Annotated in this window: 13 protein-coding genes and 2 pseudogenes; 14 read left to right on the top strand and 1 reads right to left on the bottom strand. The window is 59.4% G+C overall.

The genetic code is table 11. The features are described 5' to 3' along the window. Positions 1-364 precede the first annotated feature (364 nt). From traI to trbI, 11 genes are all read left to right on the top strand, one after another. Positions 365-991, top strand: a complete 627-nt coding sequence (gene traI, locus AC244Q_RS35510; protein ID WP_128407119.1) for an acyl-homoserine-lactone synthase — start codon at positions 365-367, stop codon at positions 989-991. A 13-nt stretch (positions 992-1,004) separates the two neighbouring features. After that, positions 1,005-1,970, top strand: coding sequence for a P-type conjugative transfer ATPase TrbB (gene trbB / locus AC244Q_RS35505; protein ID WP_128407120.1), 966 nt, complete (start codon positions 1,005-1,007; stop codon positions 1,968-1,970). Continuing rightward, entirely contained in the window at positions 1,960-2,340 is a 381-nt protein-coding gene (locus AC244Q_RS35500; protein ID WP_012760239.1) for a TrbC/VirB2 family protein, read from the top strand. Before trbB ends, AC244Q_RS35500 begins: the two co-directional genes overlap by 11 nt. Beyond that, entirely contained in the window at positions 2,330-2,629 is a 300-nt protein-coding gene (locus tag AC244Q_RS35495; RefSeq protein ID WP_012760240.1) for a conjugal transfer protein TrbD, read from the top strand. Before AC244Q_RS35500 ends, AC244Q_RS35495 begins: the two co-directional genes overlap by 11 nt. Before the next feature lie 9 nt (positions 2,630-2,638). Next, positions 2,639-5,086: a conjugal transfer protein TrbE gene (locus tag AC244Q_RS35490; RefSeq protein WP_017997450.1), complete on the top strand. Its 2,448-nt coding sequence runs from the start codon at positions 2,639-2,641 to the stop codon at positions 5,084-5,086. Beyond that, positions 5,058-5,858, top strand: coding sequence for a P-type conjugative transfer protein TrbJ (trbJ, locus tag AC244Q_RS35485; RefSeq protein ID WP_012760242.1), 801 nt, complete (start codon positions 5,058-5,060; stop codon positions 5,856-5,858). Before AC244Q_RS35490 ends, trbJ begins: the two co-directional genes overlap by 29 nt. Positions 5,859-6,077: 219 nt before the next feature. Further along, the gene (gene trbL / locus AC244Q_RS35480; RefSeq protein WP_128407121.1) at positions 6,078-7,226 is read left to right on the top strand and encodes a P-type conjugative transfer protein TrbL; all 1,149 of its coding nucleotides are present in this window, start codon (positions 6,078-6,080) and stop codon (positions 7,224-7,226) included. A gap of 19 nt (positions 7,227-7,245) precedes the next feature. Next, positions 7,246-7,908 (top strand): conjugal transfer protein TrbF, encoded by a 663-nt coding sequence (locus AC244Q_RS35475; RefSeq protein ID WP_012760245.1) that lies wholly within the window; start codon positions 7,246-7,248, stop codon positions 7,906-7,908. Positions 7,909-7,924: 16 nt separating this feature from the next. Beyond that, on the top strand, positions 7,925-8,746 hold the full coding sequence (gene trbG, locus AC244Q_RS35470) for a P-type conjugative transfer protein TrbG (RefSeq protein ID WP_128407122.1): 822 nt from the start codon (positions 7,925-7,927) through the stop codon (positions 8,744-8,746). A gap of 2 nt (positions 8,747-8,748) precedes the next feature. Then, positions 8,749-9,177, top strand: a complete 429-nt coding sequence (gene trbH / locus AC244Q_RS35465; protein WP_017997453.1) for a conjugal transfer protein TrbH — start codon at positions 8,749-8,751, stop codon at positions 9,175-9,177. Positions 9,178-9,191: 14 nt separating this feature from the next. Further along, the gene (gene trbI / locus AC244Q_RS35460) at positions 9,192-10,472 is read left to right on the top strand and encodes an IncP-type conjugal transfer protein TrbI (protein WP_017997454.1); all 1,281 of its coding nucleotides are present in this window, start codon (positions 9,192-9,194) and stop codon (positions 10,470-10,472) included. Between the two features lie 25 nt (positions 10,473-10,497). On the opposite strand, the gene AC244Q_RS35455 is transcribed toward trbI, so the two are convergent. Beyond that, entirely contained in the window at positions 10,498-11,208 is a 711-nt protein-coding gene (locus AC244Q_RS35455; RefSeq protein ID WP_012760249.1) for an autoinducer binding domain-containing protein, read from the bottom strand. Between the two features lie 256 nt (positions 11,209-11,464). Between AC244Q_RS35455 and AC244Q_RS35450 the strand changes: the two are divergent. The 3 genes and pseudogenes from AC244Q_RS35450 to AC244Q_RS35440 form a co-directional block, all read left to right on the top strand. Next, positions 11,465-11,644 (top strand): annotated as a pseudogene (locus tag AC244Q_RS35450) (IS6 family transposase); the annotation flags it as partial. A gap of 474 nt (positions 11,645-12,118) precedes the next feature. Beyond that, complete coding sequence (locus AC244Q_RS35445) at positions 12,119-13,201, top strand: hypothetical protein (protein ID WP_128407123.1); 1,083 nt, start codon at positions 12,119-12,121, stop codon at positions 13,199-13,201. Beyond that, a pseudogene (locus AC244Q_RS35440) lies at positions 13,198-13,718 on the top strand (nucleotidyltransferase family protein); the annotation flags it as partial. The gene AC244Q_RS35445 and the pseudogene AC244Q_RS35440, both read left to right, overlap by 4 nt. Positions 13,719-14,080: the final 362 nt, after the last annotated feature.

The raw sequence follows: 14,080 nt of genomic DNA, 5'->3' as shown, positions 1-14,080 counted from the left end.
TTTCACCTCGCGACGGTTTTTCACCGATCATCGCGCATTTTCCGTCGCAAGGGTTGCAGTTCTCGCCTGAGTCGTCAAATGTTCTTTGGTTAACGAAAACTTAACGAATGACCCGCTGCCGGCAACCTGTTGCTGGCCTTCGCCATATTTTTCATATGCTTAAGACGATCCCGCGGCCTCCAGCGCCCGTCTCTGTACCCGCAGTTTTGCGGGTGCGGCCCAATATGGGCCGACCGTCCCGGCGCCCAACCCGGCGTCACCATCGGCCCTGACCGATGCGCGACTCGCAGATTTGCGACTGGAACCAACCCGCCGCTTTCCGCAAACCAGCATCCGCAGACCAGCCTAATTGCGGAGTGGGATGATGAAGCTGATAGCACTCAAGACGACAAAATCGCGCAAGGACGCAGCACTTCTCGATCAAATGTACCGGCTGCGGTCGCGTGTTTTCGCCGACCGTCTCGCCTGGAACGTGTCCAGGTCCAACGGGCGGGAGCGCGATCAATTCGACGAATTCGAGCCGACCTATATTCTTGCCCTATCGGATGGCGATGTGGTGATCGGCTGCGCACGGCTGCTGCCGGCCATCGGTCCTACCATGCTGCAGCAGGTCTTCCCGCAGCTTCTTTCGGCAGGACGGCTCGACGCCGATCCGGCCATGATCGAAAGCTCTCGTTTTTGCGTCGATACCGCGGGTTCCCGTGGGGCCGGGGAAGGGGGCCTGAGCGACGTCACGTTCGGCATGTTCGCAGGCATCCTCGAATGGTGCCTCCATCACGGTTACCGCGAAATCGCAACAGCCACCGATGTTCGCTTCGAGCGAATCTTGCGGCGCGCCGGCTGGCCGATGCAGCGCCTTGGTCAGCCGATCATGATCAACGAGACGCTGAGCGTGGCCGGCATCCTGCCGGTCAAGTGGGAGAACTTCGAACGGGTCCGACCGCACGCCTACCGCTCCGCATTCGGTGCGCGGCGCCAGCATGCGGCATAAGCAGGCAGCCGCGATGTCGATACCCAACCTGGCGCTGCCGCGCCTTATCCGCAAACTCGAGGACGCCCTTGGCGAGGAACTTTGCCTTGCCCTCAACGACCCGAGCGTCGTCGAAATCATGCTGAACCCCGACGGAAATCTGTTCGTGGAGCGTCTGGGACGCGGGATCGTCCATACCGGCCAAATGGACAAGCGCGCCGCCGAGGTCGCCATCGGCTGCGTTGCACACGTGTTGAATACCGAGGTGGGCGACCGAAAGCCGATCGTCTCCGGTGAACTGCCCCTTGGCGGCCATCGTTTCGAGGGCCTGCTGCCCCCGATCGTCCCCGCGCCGTGTTTTTCGATCCGCCGGCGGGCGTCGCAGCGCATCCGGCTCGAAGACTATCTGACAAGCAGCGCCATGACGGCCGGTCAGGCCCTCATGATCCGCCAGGCGATAGATAAGCGGTGGAACATGGTCATCTGCGGGGGGACAGGGTCCGGCAAGACGACCCTGACCAATGCTGTCGTCGCAGCGATCGCCGAGCAGGCTCCGAACGACCGATTGGTCATTCTGGAGGACACGGTCGAGATCCAATGCGCCGCCAGCAACGCGGTCGCATTGCGCACAAGCGATCGTGTCGACATGGCGCAACTCCTGAAGAGCACGATGAGATTGCGGCCGGACAGGATCATCGTCGGCGAGGTTCGCGACGGCGCAGCGCTCACTCTGCTCAAGGCCTGGAACACGGGCCATCCCTGGGGCGTGGCGACCATCCATTCAAATACCGCGCAATCGGCGCTTCGACGGCTGGAGCAACTGACCGCCGAGGTGAGCAGGCAACCGGTACAAGCAGTCATAGGCGAGGCAGTCGACCTGATCATCTCGATCGATCGAACCCCAAAAGGCCGCCGCGTCAGCGACATCCTGCGCGTTCATGGATTTATAGGCGGCGAATATCAGCTCGAGACTCGTGGAGACCTGCAGCATGCGGCTTGAACGCTCGATAGACCTCGCCGCCATCGCGCTTGTATTGGCCTTCATCCTTGCCGACCCGGCTTGGGCAAGTTCGGGCGGCGGCCTGCCCTGGGAAGATCCTCTTCAACAAATCCAAGAATCGATCACCGGTCCGGTTGCCGGGTTTATCGCGCTTGCTGCTGTCGCAATCGCAGGCGGCATGTTGATCTTCGGCGGAGAACTCAACGACTTCGCACGCCGGCTCATGTACGTGGTGCTCGTTGCCGGCATTCTGCTTGGCGCGACCCAGATCGTCGCCCTTTTTGGCGCGACCGGCGCCTCTATCGGCATTGCCGATCACAAGCTGAAGGCCCGCGATGGCGAAGAGGGGAGGGCAGGTAATGGCGGTTGAGGCGACCACCTTGCAGCGCAATCCCATACATCGCGCGCTTTCGCGCCCCAACCTCCTGATGGGTGCGGACCGGGAACTGGTTCTGATCACGGGACTTGCGGCGATCATCCTAATCTTTGTCGTCCTGACGATCTATTCCGCGCTGTTTGGTGCGGCGCTGTGGACCGTCATCGTCGCAGCGTTGAGAATGATGGCAAAGGCCGATCCGCTGATGCGACGCGTGTATATCCGCCACATGGCCTACAGACCCTCCTACAGGGCCACGTCCTCCCCCTGGCGACGTTACTGAGGGGCAAAGATGGTATCCCTTCGCGCTTTCCGGCACACGGCGCCGTCCTTCGCCGATCTCGTCCCCTACGCAGGGCTTGTCGATAACGGGATCATCCTGCTCAAGGATGGCTCACTGATGGCCGGCTGGTATTTTGCCGGGCCTGATTCCGAAAGCTCCACCGATTTCGAACGGAACGAGGTGTCGCGCCAGATCAACGCCATATTGTCACGTCTCGGGTCCGGTTGGATGATCCAGGTGGAGGCGGTGCGACTCGCAACGGTCGACTACGCCTCGGCTGGGAAATCGCATTTCCCCGATCGGGTGACGCAGGCGATCGACGAGGAACGACGAGCCCACTTCGAGCGCGAGCAGGGGCATTTCGAAAGCCGTCATGCCATCATCGCCACCTATCGGCCGACCGAGCAGCGTCGATCGAGGCTCAGCAAGTACATCTATTCCGACGAAGACAGTCGAAAGCAATCCTATGCCGACACCGTGCTCTTCATCTTCCGCAATGCGATCCGGGAAGTCGAACAGTATCTCGCCAATATCATTTCCATCAGGCGAATGCTGACCCGGGAGACCGCCGAGCGCGGCGGCGCGTGCGTTGCTCGCTATGACGAACTGCTACAATTCGTCCGCTTTTGCGTGACGGGCGAGAACCACCCTGTCCGACTTCCCGATATCCCAATGTATATCGACTGGATCGTGACCGCCGAGCTTCAGCACGGTCTTGCTCCCAAGGTGGAGGACCGTTTTCTCGGCGTGGTGGCAATCGACGGCCTTCCATCCGAAAGCTGGCCGGGCATCCTGAACAGCCTGGATGCGATGCCGCTTGGCTATCGATGGTCGTCGCGCTTCATTTTCCTCGACGCCGAGGAGGCGAGGGTACGCCTTGAGCGGACCCGCAAGAAGTGGCTGCAGAAGGTTCGACCTTTCTTCGACCAACTTTTCCAGACGCAAAGCCGTTCGGTCGACCAGGACGCAATATCGATGGTCGCCGAGACCGAGGATGCAATCGCACAAGCATCGTCACAGCTCGTCGCTTATGGATATTACACGCCGGTCGTCGTGCTGTTCGACAACGATGCGGAACGACTTAACGAAAAGACGGAAGCGATCCGGCGTCTCATCCAGGCCGAGGGCTTTGGCGCACGAATCGAGACGCTGAATGCGACCGACGCCTATTTGGGGAGCCTGCCTGGAAACTGGTATTGCAACATTCGCGAGCCGCTGATCAACACGCGCAATCTCTCCGATCTCATCCCGCTCAACTCCGTCTGGTCCGGAAATCCGCAGGCACCTTGCCCGTTTTACCCACCCGATTCACCACCGCTGATGCAGGTCGCGACCGGCTCGACGCCCTTTCGGCTCAACCTTCATGTCGATGACGTCGGCCATACCCTGGTGTTCGGTCCGACCGGCTCAGGAAAGTCGACGCTCCTTGCGCTGATCGCTGCACAGTTCCGCCGCTACGAGAACGCCCAGATCTTCGCCTTCGACAAAGGCCGTTCGATGCTGCCGCTGACACTTGCTTGCGGCGGCGATCACTACGAGATCGGCGGCGACGAAGACACCGGGCTCTCCTTTTGCCCGCTGTCCGAACTGTCGTCGGACGGCGATCGTGCCTGGGCGTCCGAGTGGATCGAAAGCTTGGTGGCGATGCAGGGCATCTCGATCACGCCCGATCACCGCAACGCCATCTCCCGCCAAATCGGCCTGATGGACGGGGCTCCGGGTCGGTCGATCTCGGATTTCGTCAGTGGCGTTCAGATGCGCGAGATCAAGGATGCTCTCCATCACTACACCGTCGACGGCCCGATGGGCCAGTTGCTCGATGCCGAGACCGACGGCCTCGCACTGGGGCTATTTCAGACGTTTGAAATCGAGCAGGTCATGAACATGGGCGAGCGCAATCTCGTGCCGGTGCTCACCTATCTCTTCCGCCGCATCGAAAAACGCCTCACCGGCGCGCCAAGCCTCATCGTCCTCGACGAGGCCTGGCTGATGCTCGGTCATCCCGTGTTCCGCGACAAAATCCGGGAATGGCTCAAGGTGCTGCGCAAAGCCAATTGCGCGGTGTTGCTTGCCACCCAGTCGATCTCGGATGCCGAACGCTCTGGCATCATCGACGTCCTGAAGGAGAGCTGCCCAACGAAAATCTGCCTGCCGAATGGGGCAGCCCGCGAGACCGGGACCCGCGATTTCTATGAGCGGATCGGCTTTAACCGACGGCAGATCGAGATCGTCGCGACCGCCATACCGAAACGGGAATATTACGTCGCGTCACCCGAAGGGCGCCGCCTGTTCGACATGGCTCTTGGCCCGCTGACGCTGTCGTTCGTGGGCGCCTCGAGTAAGGACGACTTGAAGCACATCCGTGCGCTTCATGAAGAACATGGCCCTGAATGGCCGCTGCACTGGCTCCACAAAAGAGGGATCAAGGATGCTGCATCGCTTCTCAAAGACGCATAGGCTTCTGATGGTCGCAGCCCTGTCAAGCGCGCTCGTTCTGCCTGATCCTGCAAACGCCGGCAGCGCGACGGGCGCTGCAACGGAATGGACACAACTTGCCAACAATGCCGAGCTGATCAAGTTGCTCGAAAGCTCCAGCGTCCAGGTCGAAAACCAGCTTACCCAGATCAGCCAGCTCGCCGAGCAGATCCAGAACCAGCTGAAAATCTACCAAAACATGCTGCAGAATACAGCGCAGCTGCCCAACCACATCTGGGGCGAAGTCGAGAGCGACCTCAAGCGCCTGCAGAGTGTCGTCTCGCAAGGGCAGGGGATCGCGTTTTCCATGGGCAACGCCGACGATATCCTCAAACAGCGCTTCCCGAGCTATGCGGATCTCAAGACCAGTCTGTCGGACGGGACGAGCTTCTCCTCGACCTATCAGTCTTGGTCCGACACCAACCGTGACACGATCGCGGGCAGTTTGAACGCCGCAAGCCTGACGGCGGACCAGTTCGAGACCGAAGAATCCACCATGGCCTCACTCCGCTCGATGTCCCAAAGCGCGGATGGGCAGATGAAGGCCCTGCAGGTCGGCCACCAGATCGCGGCGCAGCAGGTCGCCCAGATGCAGAAGCTGCGCGGTCTACTTTCCCAGCAAATGACGATGATGGGCACCTGGCTGCAGGCAAACCAGACCGACAAGGACCTGGCGCAGAAGAGAAGAGAGAAGTTTTTCGAACCCGCGGGAAGAGGAATCCCAGATGGACAAATGATGGAGCCGCGCTGGTGAGCCCTGTCGCGATCATTGCCTTCCGCGTGGGTACGGTTGGAGTGGCCACCGCAGCGGTCCTCATCATGGTGGACACACATTCCCGTCCTGCCTCGACGACCGCGACAGCCGCCGAACAACGCCTGAGGATTTCTTTAAGCCGTTGACGAAACGGCATCTGAGGCAAGGACAGGAGATGCGGACAAGGTGGTAAACTCAGGACGAACACTCGGATTGATCATGCTTGCGATCGGCCTTGCGATCGTGGCGGTAGGGCCAGCCTTCGCCCAGCAAGGATCGGCGCTCTCGACGTTGGAAAACCAGGTGGTCAGTGCCGCGAAGGATTGGGAGTCGACGGTGTCACGGGCAGCTCGGTCGCTCTTTTGGATCCTGGCTGGGATAGAAATTGGAATAGCAGCCGTATGGCTGGCGCTGCAAGCTGCGTCACTGGATAGTTGGTTCGCGGAACTCGTTCGCCGGATCATGTTCGTCGGTCTCTTCGCCTTTATCCTGGATCGGGGACCAGCCCTCGCCAAAGCGGTGGTGGACAGCCTATACCAGTTGGGCGCGGAAGGTGGCTCCGCTTCTCCGGCCGCGATCTTCGACGCTGGCATAGAGGTCGCGGACAAAATGTCCGAACAGGTTCAGTTCGGCCTCTTTGAGGACAACTCTCTGGCTATTGCCGCCGTCTTCGCCATGGTTGTTGTCGTCATCGCGTTCTCGCTCGTCGCCGCGGTGTTCGTCGCTGTCATCGTCGAAATGTATGTAGGCTTGTTGGCCGGCATGATCATGCTTGGATTAGGTGGTTCATCCTTCACCAAGGACTTCGCGGTCAAATATCTCGTCTATGCGTTTTCAGTCGGTATGAAGCTGATGGCACTGGTAATGATTGCGCGCATCGGCTCGGAGGTTCTCATCGGCTTGGCCGAGGTGTCGGTCGCGGCTGAACAGCAACTCATCACCAGCCTGGCGATCGCTGGCCTATCAGTTGTCGTCTTCATGATATCAATCTACGTCCCAAACATTCTGCAGGGTGTCGTCCAAGGCGTCTCCGTCAGCGGCGGCATGGAGGTGATCCGCCATGGCGGGCAGGCGGGATCATTCGCACTGGGCGCAGGGATTCTAGCTGGCGGTGGCGCCAGCGCGGGCTTTGCCGCCGCGCGTGCTGCGCGTGCCGAGGGTGCGTCCATAGCGGGCGCTGCCTTGCGCGGCGTTGGTGCGGGATTGAGCGCGACGGGCGAAGCGGTCGGATCCGCGGCCAAGGAAAAGGCGATCGGCTCACCCGGCGCCCATGCCAGCTCTCTTCTTGGCCTCGCCAATGCGAAACTCGATCAGGCGCAGGCACGCGGCGGTTTACGCCCGTCGCCGCTCCGCGACGACAGAAAATAATCACCGCAAGGATCGGTCGATGGCAATGCAACGCGCCCCTGAGAACCCATATCTCGCCGCCAGGCAGGAATGGAACGAACGATATGGTTCCTATGTCAGGGCGGCGGCGGCCTGGCGCGTTGTCGGCATGATCGCACTGGCAATGGCCGTGATCGGCTTCGTCTATGCGCTCTATTTGAGCACGCAGGTCAAACTCGTCCCCTATATCGTCGAGGTCGACAAGCTTGGGACCTCGGTCAGCGCGGGTTTTCCTCAGCAGATCGAATATGCCGACCCGCGGGTGGTTCGCGCCACGCTCGGTGGCTTCGTCACGAGCTTCCGGTCGGTGACGCCAGACGCCGTCGTTCAAAAGCAATACATCGATCGGACGTATGCGCTGCTTCGGACATCCGATCCGTCGACCGAGAAAATCAACGCCTGGTTCCGCGGCAATTCGCCGTTCGAGAAAGCCAAGAACGCGACAGTTGCGATCGAAGTCAGCAACATCGTCGCCCTCTCCAACCAGTCCTACCAGATCGACTGGACGGAGTTCGAGCGCGATCGGAAGGGAAAGGAAACCGGAACACGCCGATACCGCGGGATTGCGACCGTTACGCTGACGGCACCACAGGACGAGGGCGTGATCAGGCTTAATCCGATCGGTCTTTATCTGAAAGACTTCGAGTGGACCGCGCAGCTTTGAGGACAGGGATACGTCGATGAGAAGAGCAACATATCTCGCGGCCCTTGGCTGCGCCTGGGTCGTCGTCTTTGCGACAAACGAAGCCAAGGCGCAGAGCATGACCGCAAACGAAGCAAAGGGCGCGAACCTCTCAGGAAAGTGGCGCGGGGGCACGGGGCTCGTCACCAAGGGGGCGGATGGAAAGGTCATCTTCCTGTTTGGAGAAACTCAGCCGTCGGTGGTGTGTTCGCCGCTGCAGGTCTGCGACATCGAGCTTCAGGGCGGCGAGGTCGTTCGCGATGTGCTTGTCGGCGACACCGTTCGATGGAAGGTCGAACCGGCAACGTCCGGCGCCGCGGGCGGCCAGGCGATCCACCTCATCGTCAAACCGTCGGAACCAGGCCTCGTCACCTCCATGGTGGTGACGACCTCGCGCCGGACCTATCATATCCAGCTCAAATCACACACGAGCCAGTACATGGCGCGCGTCGGCTTCAACTATCCGGAGGATGTGTCGAGCAAGCTTGCCGATGTCAACGCCCGTCTCGAAGCTGGAAGGACGCCGGGAGCAGGCGTCCCGTCGGAGCAATTGACCTTCGCCTATTCGGTTAGCGGCAAAGCCTCGTGGAAGCCCATGCGCGTCTATTCGGACGGCCTGAAGACCTACATCCAGTTTCCCCGCTCGATCGCCGGTCAGGACGCGCCGGTGCTTTTTGTCGTCTCAGGCGGCCAAAATCGGGTCGTCAACTACCGTATGAAGAACGACATGATGGTAGTGGACTATAATATCGACCGCGCGGTTCTCATCTCCGGTGTTGGAAAGCACAAACAGAAGATCACCATTCGCAGGGGAGGGTGACCATGCGAAGCCTCCTACTATCCGTCATCGGGTGCCTGCTTGCAGGCTGCACGACCGCCACCGACGGCCCTACCGCTAGCTCAGTCTCGCGCGACCTCTCCGACCCTGCCGCCAGTGCGATCGCAGGCGACATGGTCGGTCGGCTTGCGGAACAGGTGGGCCCGGGGATCAACAAGGTCAAATGGAACGAGGACGCCACGCCCTTCGGGCAGGCCATGGAAGCCGCCCTGAAGGCATGGGGCTACGAGGTCGTGACGGAGCAGAAGCTCGACGAGACGAAACGCATGGTCGCGCTAACCTATGGCGTCGACGACCTTGAGGGGCAGGCGCTTGTTTCGATATCGGCAGGTTCGATTGAACTCGCGCGGGCTTACGCCACTAGCGCGACCGGCGCATCGCCGGCCAGCCCCGTCTCTGTCAGGCGCAATTAGGGGAGGAGAGGGGGGTGGTCCAATCGCTTCAGCTTGGCGGCGCTTCAAACAAGGACAGCAGCAACAAGCGGCTGAACCGCATCCCGATCATCATCGCCATCGCCCTGATCGTGCTCTTTCTCGGCGTGATCAGCTACGGTCTTTCGTCCCGCGGGTTTTATTTTCAAGGGGCGGATGGCATTGGTCAGGCCTCGAATGCGTCGGCCTCCACTTATGCCGATCAGCTGAAGCGAGGCGTCAAGGATGCCATCATCGGCGATCCCGAGCAGACACAGATCTATCAGCCGGCACCGGTCAGCAACAGGCAAGAGGAGAAGTCGCAACACACGGTCGAAACCGAAAAGACCGAAAGGGCGCGCAATAAGCCCGGTCTCGAGCCGGAGGAAGAATGGCTTGCCCGCCTCGGGCGCGAGCAGAAAGAGCAATTCCTGCGGGAGCGCCATCGCCAGCAAATGGCAAGTCTTCAAGCCAAAGCCGCAGCACTTGATTCACCACTTGCCGTCGATGTCAGTCTAAAGGATCTTTCCGCCGCCGATACGACGCAGGCGAATACCCAAAGCGCAAAAACACCTGGCGGGGCCTCAGACCTGTACGCCGCGGCGATGCAGGCAGGACTTTCAGGGCAAAACGGCGATCCCAACATGCAGTCAGCGAAAGAATCATTCTTCAACCAAGACATCAAGGATCTCGGCTATCTGCCGAACAAGGTGGTGCCTCAGATTTCACGCTACGAGCTGAAACGCGGTTCGGTCATCCCCGCCACGCTGATTACCGGCATAAGCTCCGATCTTCCGGGGCGGATTACCGCCCAGACAAGCCAGAATGTCTACGACAGCGCCACCGGCCACCAGTTGCTCGTCCCGCAAGGTGCCAAGCTCTTTGGCCGCTACGATCACAAGATCTCTTTCGGTCAGTCGCGCGTGCTGGTCGTCTGGACCGATATCATCTTTCCCAACGGCTCGACCCTTCAGCTCGGCGGCATGGCGGGGACCGACGCTGAAGGCTACGGCGGCTTTCGGGACCAAGTCGACCGACATTACCTTCAAACGTTCGGTTCGGCGGTTCTCATCGCTCTTATCGGCACAGGGGTCGATATGGCCATGCCGGAGAGTTCGACGGAGGATACCGCCTCGGACGCTGCCCGGCGGAATTTCGCGGATGTTTTCGGACGGTTATCCGAACGGAGCGTGGGCAAAAACCTCGACGTCCAGCCGACACTTCAAATCAGACCCGGCTACAAGTTCAACGTGCTGGTCGACCAGGACGTCGTTTTCCCAGGCCCTTATCGCAACTGATCTATACGCGCGCCAGCTAGGCCCGTCAGATCAGCCCGAACCGGCTTGCGACCGCCACGGCCTGTTTCTGGGTGTAGACGCCAAGCTTGGCCTTTACCCGATCGAGGTCCCAGCGCACGGTGTGATAGGTCAGGCCCGTCACATCGGCGATGGAGTGCATCGGAAGGCCTTCGGCCGCCCATCGCAGGCAAAGCGCCTCGCGATCGGAAAAGATGAAGTCCGGTCTTTGGGTCGGCGTGGTCGTACCCTGGAGCCGGGCATGGATCAGTGCCGCCGCGCCAGCTGCGCCGACCGTGTCGAGATCGTCCGGTCCCGAGGTCTCCAGGTGCCTGGCTGAGGCCAGCGTCAAGATGGCAAACTGGCCAAACCCCGTCCAGATGGGGATCGACAGACCTGACCGAATCCCGAATTCAGCCGCGGTATCGTAGAATTCCTTGATGCCATCGTCCGCGCGCCGGCGTTCGAAATCGGCTGACCACCTGAAAGCCCGCCTCAGTCGCTTGGCTGCGGTCACCACAGGATCGATGGCCATATAAGAACGGGAGAAATAGAGCGATTGCCATTCCTTTTGGTAGGTTGAAACGGCAAAGCTCTTTGCGGTATGGAGATTAAGGTAGGCAAACCGCTCAAATCCATGCGCTCGAGCAACGTCGCTCAATGCCGTCTTGAGGGAATGTTCGTTGGCGGCGGCGACCGTCGCGTCGATCAATCTGTCGAAAAGCGAACTTCCATGCATGGGATCACGTGCTCCCTGGAAATCTGACTGGCGGCCCGGGCAAGGCATCGGCGATGGCGTTCAGCAATGAGTATGTTCCTTGGTGATTTTCAAACTCAAACTGGACGTATTTGCGTGACGTCTGCGCTGATCGGTTTAGATGTGTCACAAATGTCCTGCAACCTGTTGGCGCCCCGAGCAACAAAACTTAATAATGTCGCTGTCTCGCCCCAAGCAGGCCGCGACGAGCTTGCGGCGCCCGCGGACAGCACCGTCCTCTGAAAATTCTCACGTGCCACTTCGAAAACGAGAACGAATGATACAGGGATTTCGATATACCGGCGGCTTGCAACGTTTCATCTCAGTCTTTTCAGCAGTCCGAAATCTCTTCGTCCCGCCGCACCAGAAACGCTCAGCCCTCGCCATCCACCTTCATCGGAAGCGGACGCCATTGTGAGGGCAAACGAAAAACCAGGCACCGCACACTGAAACGTTCGCGCCACTTCATGCTCGTTCACAGAGCCGGGCTCACGCCCGCCCTTACGTGCCTGGAACGTTTGCAGTTGTAGTAGCACAGGCCCGCGGTTGGGGCTTGCTTCGGGGATGGTGTGCTGGGTACTTGATCAGTTCGCCGATGGCGATCATGTGGAATTCGACCACTAGTATGCGGGCTCAGGTCGTTTGGCAAATCAACCGTGTTGCCGATTGCCAGCAGCTGAAATCCGCCGTCGGCTGGTCCCCCTATGAGTTTCGCTTGATCCCGTTGCTACGTGAATTCGATTTCAAATCAGGTAGTTGCTTACCTGGTAATGCGTACTTGCCGCGCAGGCCGGACCTTGCACAGGGGTTTCATTTGTTTGCTGCGCAGTACATATAGACATTTTCGCGGATATGCGGCATAAAGGTAATATTTGCTGCGCAGGGAATATCTTTGGAACAGTCCATAGCTTTCGATATGTTGAGTGAGTTGACGGCTAGCCTCACGGAGGCAGGCGGGGAAATCACGTCCCGGCCCATGTTTGAGCCGCAGATGGGAAACTCTCACGCAGATTTCCTTATAGATGCGCGATTTTTTGATGCGCCTCTCAAACTTGTTGTCGAGGTCAAAAGATCAGCTTTTCCAAGAGACGTCAGGGAAGCAATCTGGCAGCTGAAGAAATACATTGCCGCCATGCCGCCAGGCAATTCCAGAGTTCTCCCCTTATTGATGGCCAATACCATTTCCCCAGGTGCACGTGCACTCCTGCGCGAGGAGAAGGTCGGTTATTTCGATCGTAGCGGCAGTCTCTATCTTTCGGCCGACAATCTCTTTGTTCTCGTCGAAAAGCCAGCCTCGAAGCAGCAGGCTCGATCGCTCAACAATCTGTTCGTTGGAAGTCGCGCACAGGCCCTCCATGCCGTCTGGACATTTAGGGACCAATGGTTCGGTGTGCATGAACTGGCCGAGCGGGCATCCGTATCTCCGACAACGGCATCCCAGGTTCTTATCGATCTAGAGCGCCGCGAATGGGTGAGCTCCAAGGGTGCCGGTCCATCGAAGGAAAGGATACTCTCCAATCCGCGCGCGCTACTTGACGAGTGGTCTTCCTATGTCGCTTCGATCAAGCCGAAGCCGCTCCGCTCGTACTATATGCGGATGACCAATATCGATGAGGCGATCCATGAGATTGACCGCATCTGCGATGAGACGGGAGTTCGCTACGAAATTTCCGGGCTCATGGCCGGGCAGATCCATGCACCGCACCTCTCGAAAATATCCCAAATCCATTGTCGCATCGATCATGGCGGCGAAAGCCTTCTTCGAAAACTGGGAGCAAAGGCCGTCAAAGAGGGTTGGAATCTGGGAGTTATAGACTCTAATCCACGGCATGACTTTCTGTTTCGCCAACGGGTCGGTCATGTCTGGGTCACAGATCCACTTCAAACTTACCTCGACCTCCTGCAGCTTGACAGCGGTCGCTCGAAGGAACTGGCCGACCATCTTCGGCTGACAAAACTCGCGGTACCCGAATGACAAAGCCCCAGATACTGACTGAATACAGTGCCGATGTTACCCGCGACTGCGAGCGCGTCCTGGTTACGCTCTTCAGCGGCCTCGGCCCCTGGCGTGATTCCGTCTTTCTGGTCGGTGGGCTTGCACCGCGCTACATCGTCACCAAGAGGCCGCCTGACGTCCCGCCTCATGCAGGAACCGGCGATATCGATGTCGTCGTCGATCTGTCGATCCTCGCCGACACAGAGGCATACCGGACGCTCGAGCAGAACCTCAAAAAAATGGGTTTCGAGCGTGCGCGAAATGACAAGGGCAATAAGGTCAACTGGCGTTGGCAGACCATGACCGAGCACGGCATTCTCGTCTGGAGTTCTTGGCAGACGATCCGAAGCTCCGGGGTGGCGCATTGCAGGAACTGCCGACGGAAGGAAATGTTTCTGCGGTGAATATCCCTCACGCGTCGCTCGTGTTCGGGCACCACGATCGGATGGAAGTCACCGCTGATCTGTTGGGTGAAAAAGGCCGCTCGACAGAATCAACAACATGCCTTTAAAGCGACGTCGGTTCATTGACTTCGCTGTGCCTAAGCTGCGAGAAGCGCTTGGTGAATTTGGGCGCGTTCCTCAGATAGAATAGCGGCCGCCCGCTCAGTTCCCTGCCCGTTGTGTAAGACGAGTCTTCGCTTGCTAGAAACAGCACAGTCTTTGCGAATTCGGCCGGCTCGCCGAAGCGCTCAGAGCGATCTTCTAGGCGATTGCGGGCGACAGTGTAAGCATTTAGCCGATTTCAGTGACAGGCCGTAGGTTCTGATCTCTTCAAGGCGAAGAAGCTGGTCCGGCATCCGCTCGATGCCAACTGCGGTTCACGCTCAACGACCGCTTTGCGCCCTCGTGTTGGCCC

It is taken from the genome of Rhizobium sp. CB2179, from assembly GCF_057653455.1.
This window is presented reverse-complemented; position numbering and strand designations above follow the sequence as displayed.

What these genes read in the sequence shown, in the direction of transcription:
- traI (WP_128407119.1), top strand. Translation starts at nt 365, where the DNA reads ATGAAGCTGATAGCACTCAAGACGACAAAATCGCGCAAGGACGCAGCA.
- trbL (WP_128407121.1), top strand. Translation starts at nt 6,078, where the DNA reads ATGCTTGCGATCGGCCTTGCGATCGTGGCGGTAGGGCCAGCCTTCGCC.
- AC244Q_RS35500 (WP_012760239.1), top strand. Translation starts at nt 1,960, where the DNA reads ATGCGGCTTGAACGCTCGATAGACCTCGCCGCCATCGCGCTTGTATTG.
- trbB (WP_128407120.1), top strand. Translation starts at nt 1,005, where the DNA reads ATGTCGATACCCAACCTGGCGCTGCCGCGCCTTATCCGCAAACTCGAG.
- AC244Q_RS35495 (WP_012760240.1), top strand. Translation starts at nt 2,330, where the DNA reads ATGGCGGTTGAGGCGACCACCTTGCAGCGCAATCCCATACATCGCGCG.
- AC244Q_RS35455 (WP_012760249.1), bottom strand. Translation starts at nt 11,208, where the DNA reads ATGCATGGAAGTTCGCTTTTCGACAGATTGATCGACGCGACGGTCGCC.
- trbG (WP_128407122.1), top strand. Translation starts at nt 7,925, where the DNA reads ATGAGAAGAGCAACATATCTCGCGGCCCTTGGCTGCGCCTGGGTCGTC.
- trbJ (WP_012760242.1), top strand. Translation starts at nt 5,058, where the DNA reads ATGCTGCATCGCTTCTCAAAGACGCATAGGCTTCTGATGGTCGCAGCC.
- AC244Q_RS35490 (WP_017997450.1), top strand. Translation starts at nt 2,639, where the DNA reads ATGGTATCCCTTCGCGCTTTCCGGCACACGGCGCCGTCCTTCGCCGAT.
- trbH (WP_017997453.1), top strand. Translation starts at nt 8,749, where the DNA reads ATGCGAAGCCTCCTACTATCCGTCATCGGGTGCCTGCTTGCAGGCTGC.
- AC244Q_RS35475 (WP_012760245.1), top strand. Translation starts at nt 7,246, where the DNA reads ATGGCAATGCAACGCGCCCCTGAGAACCCATATCTCGCCGCCAGGCAG.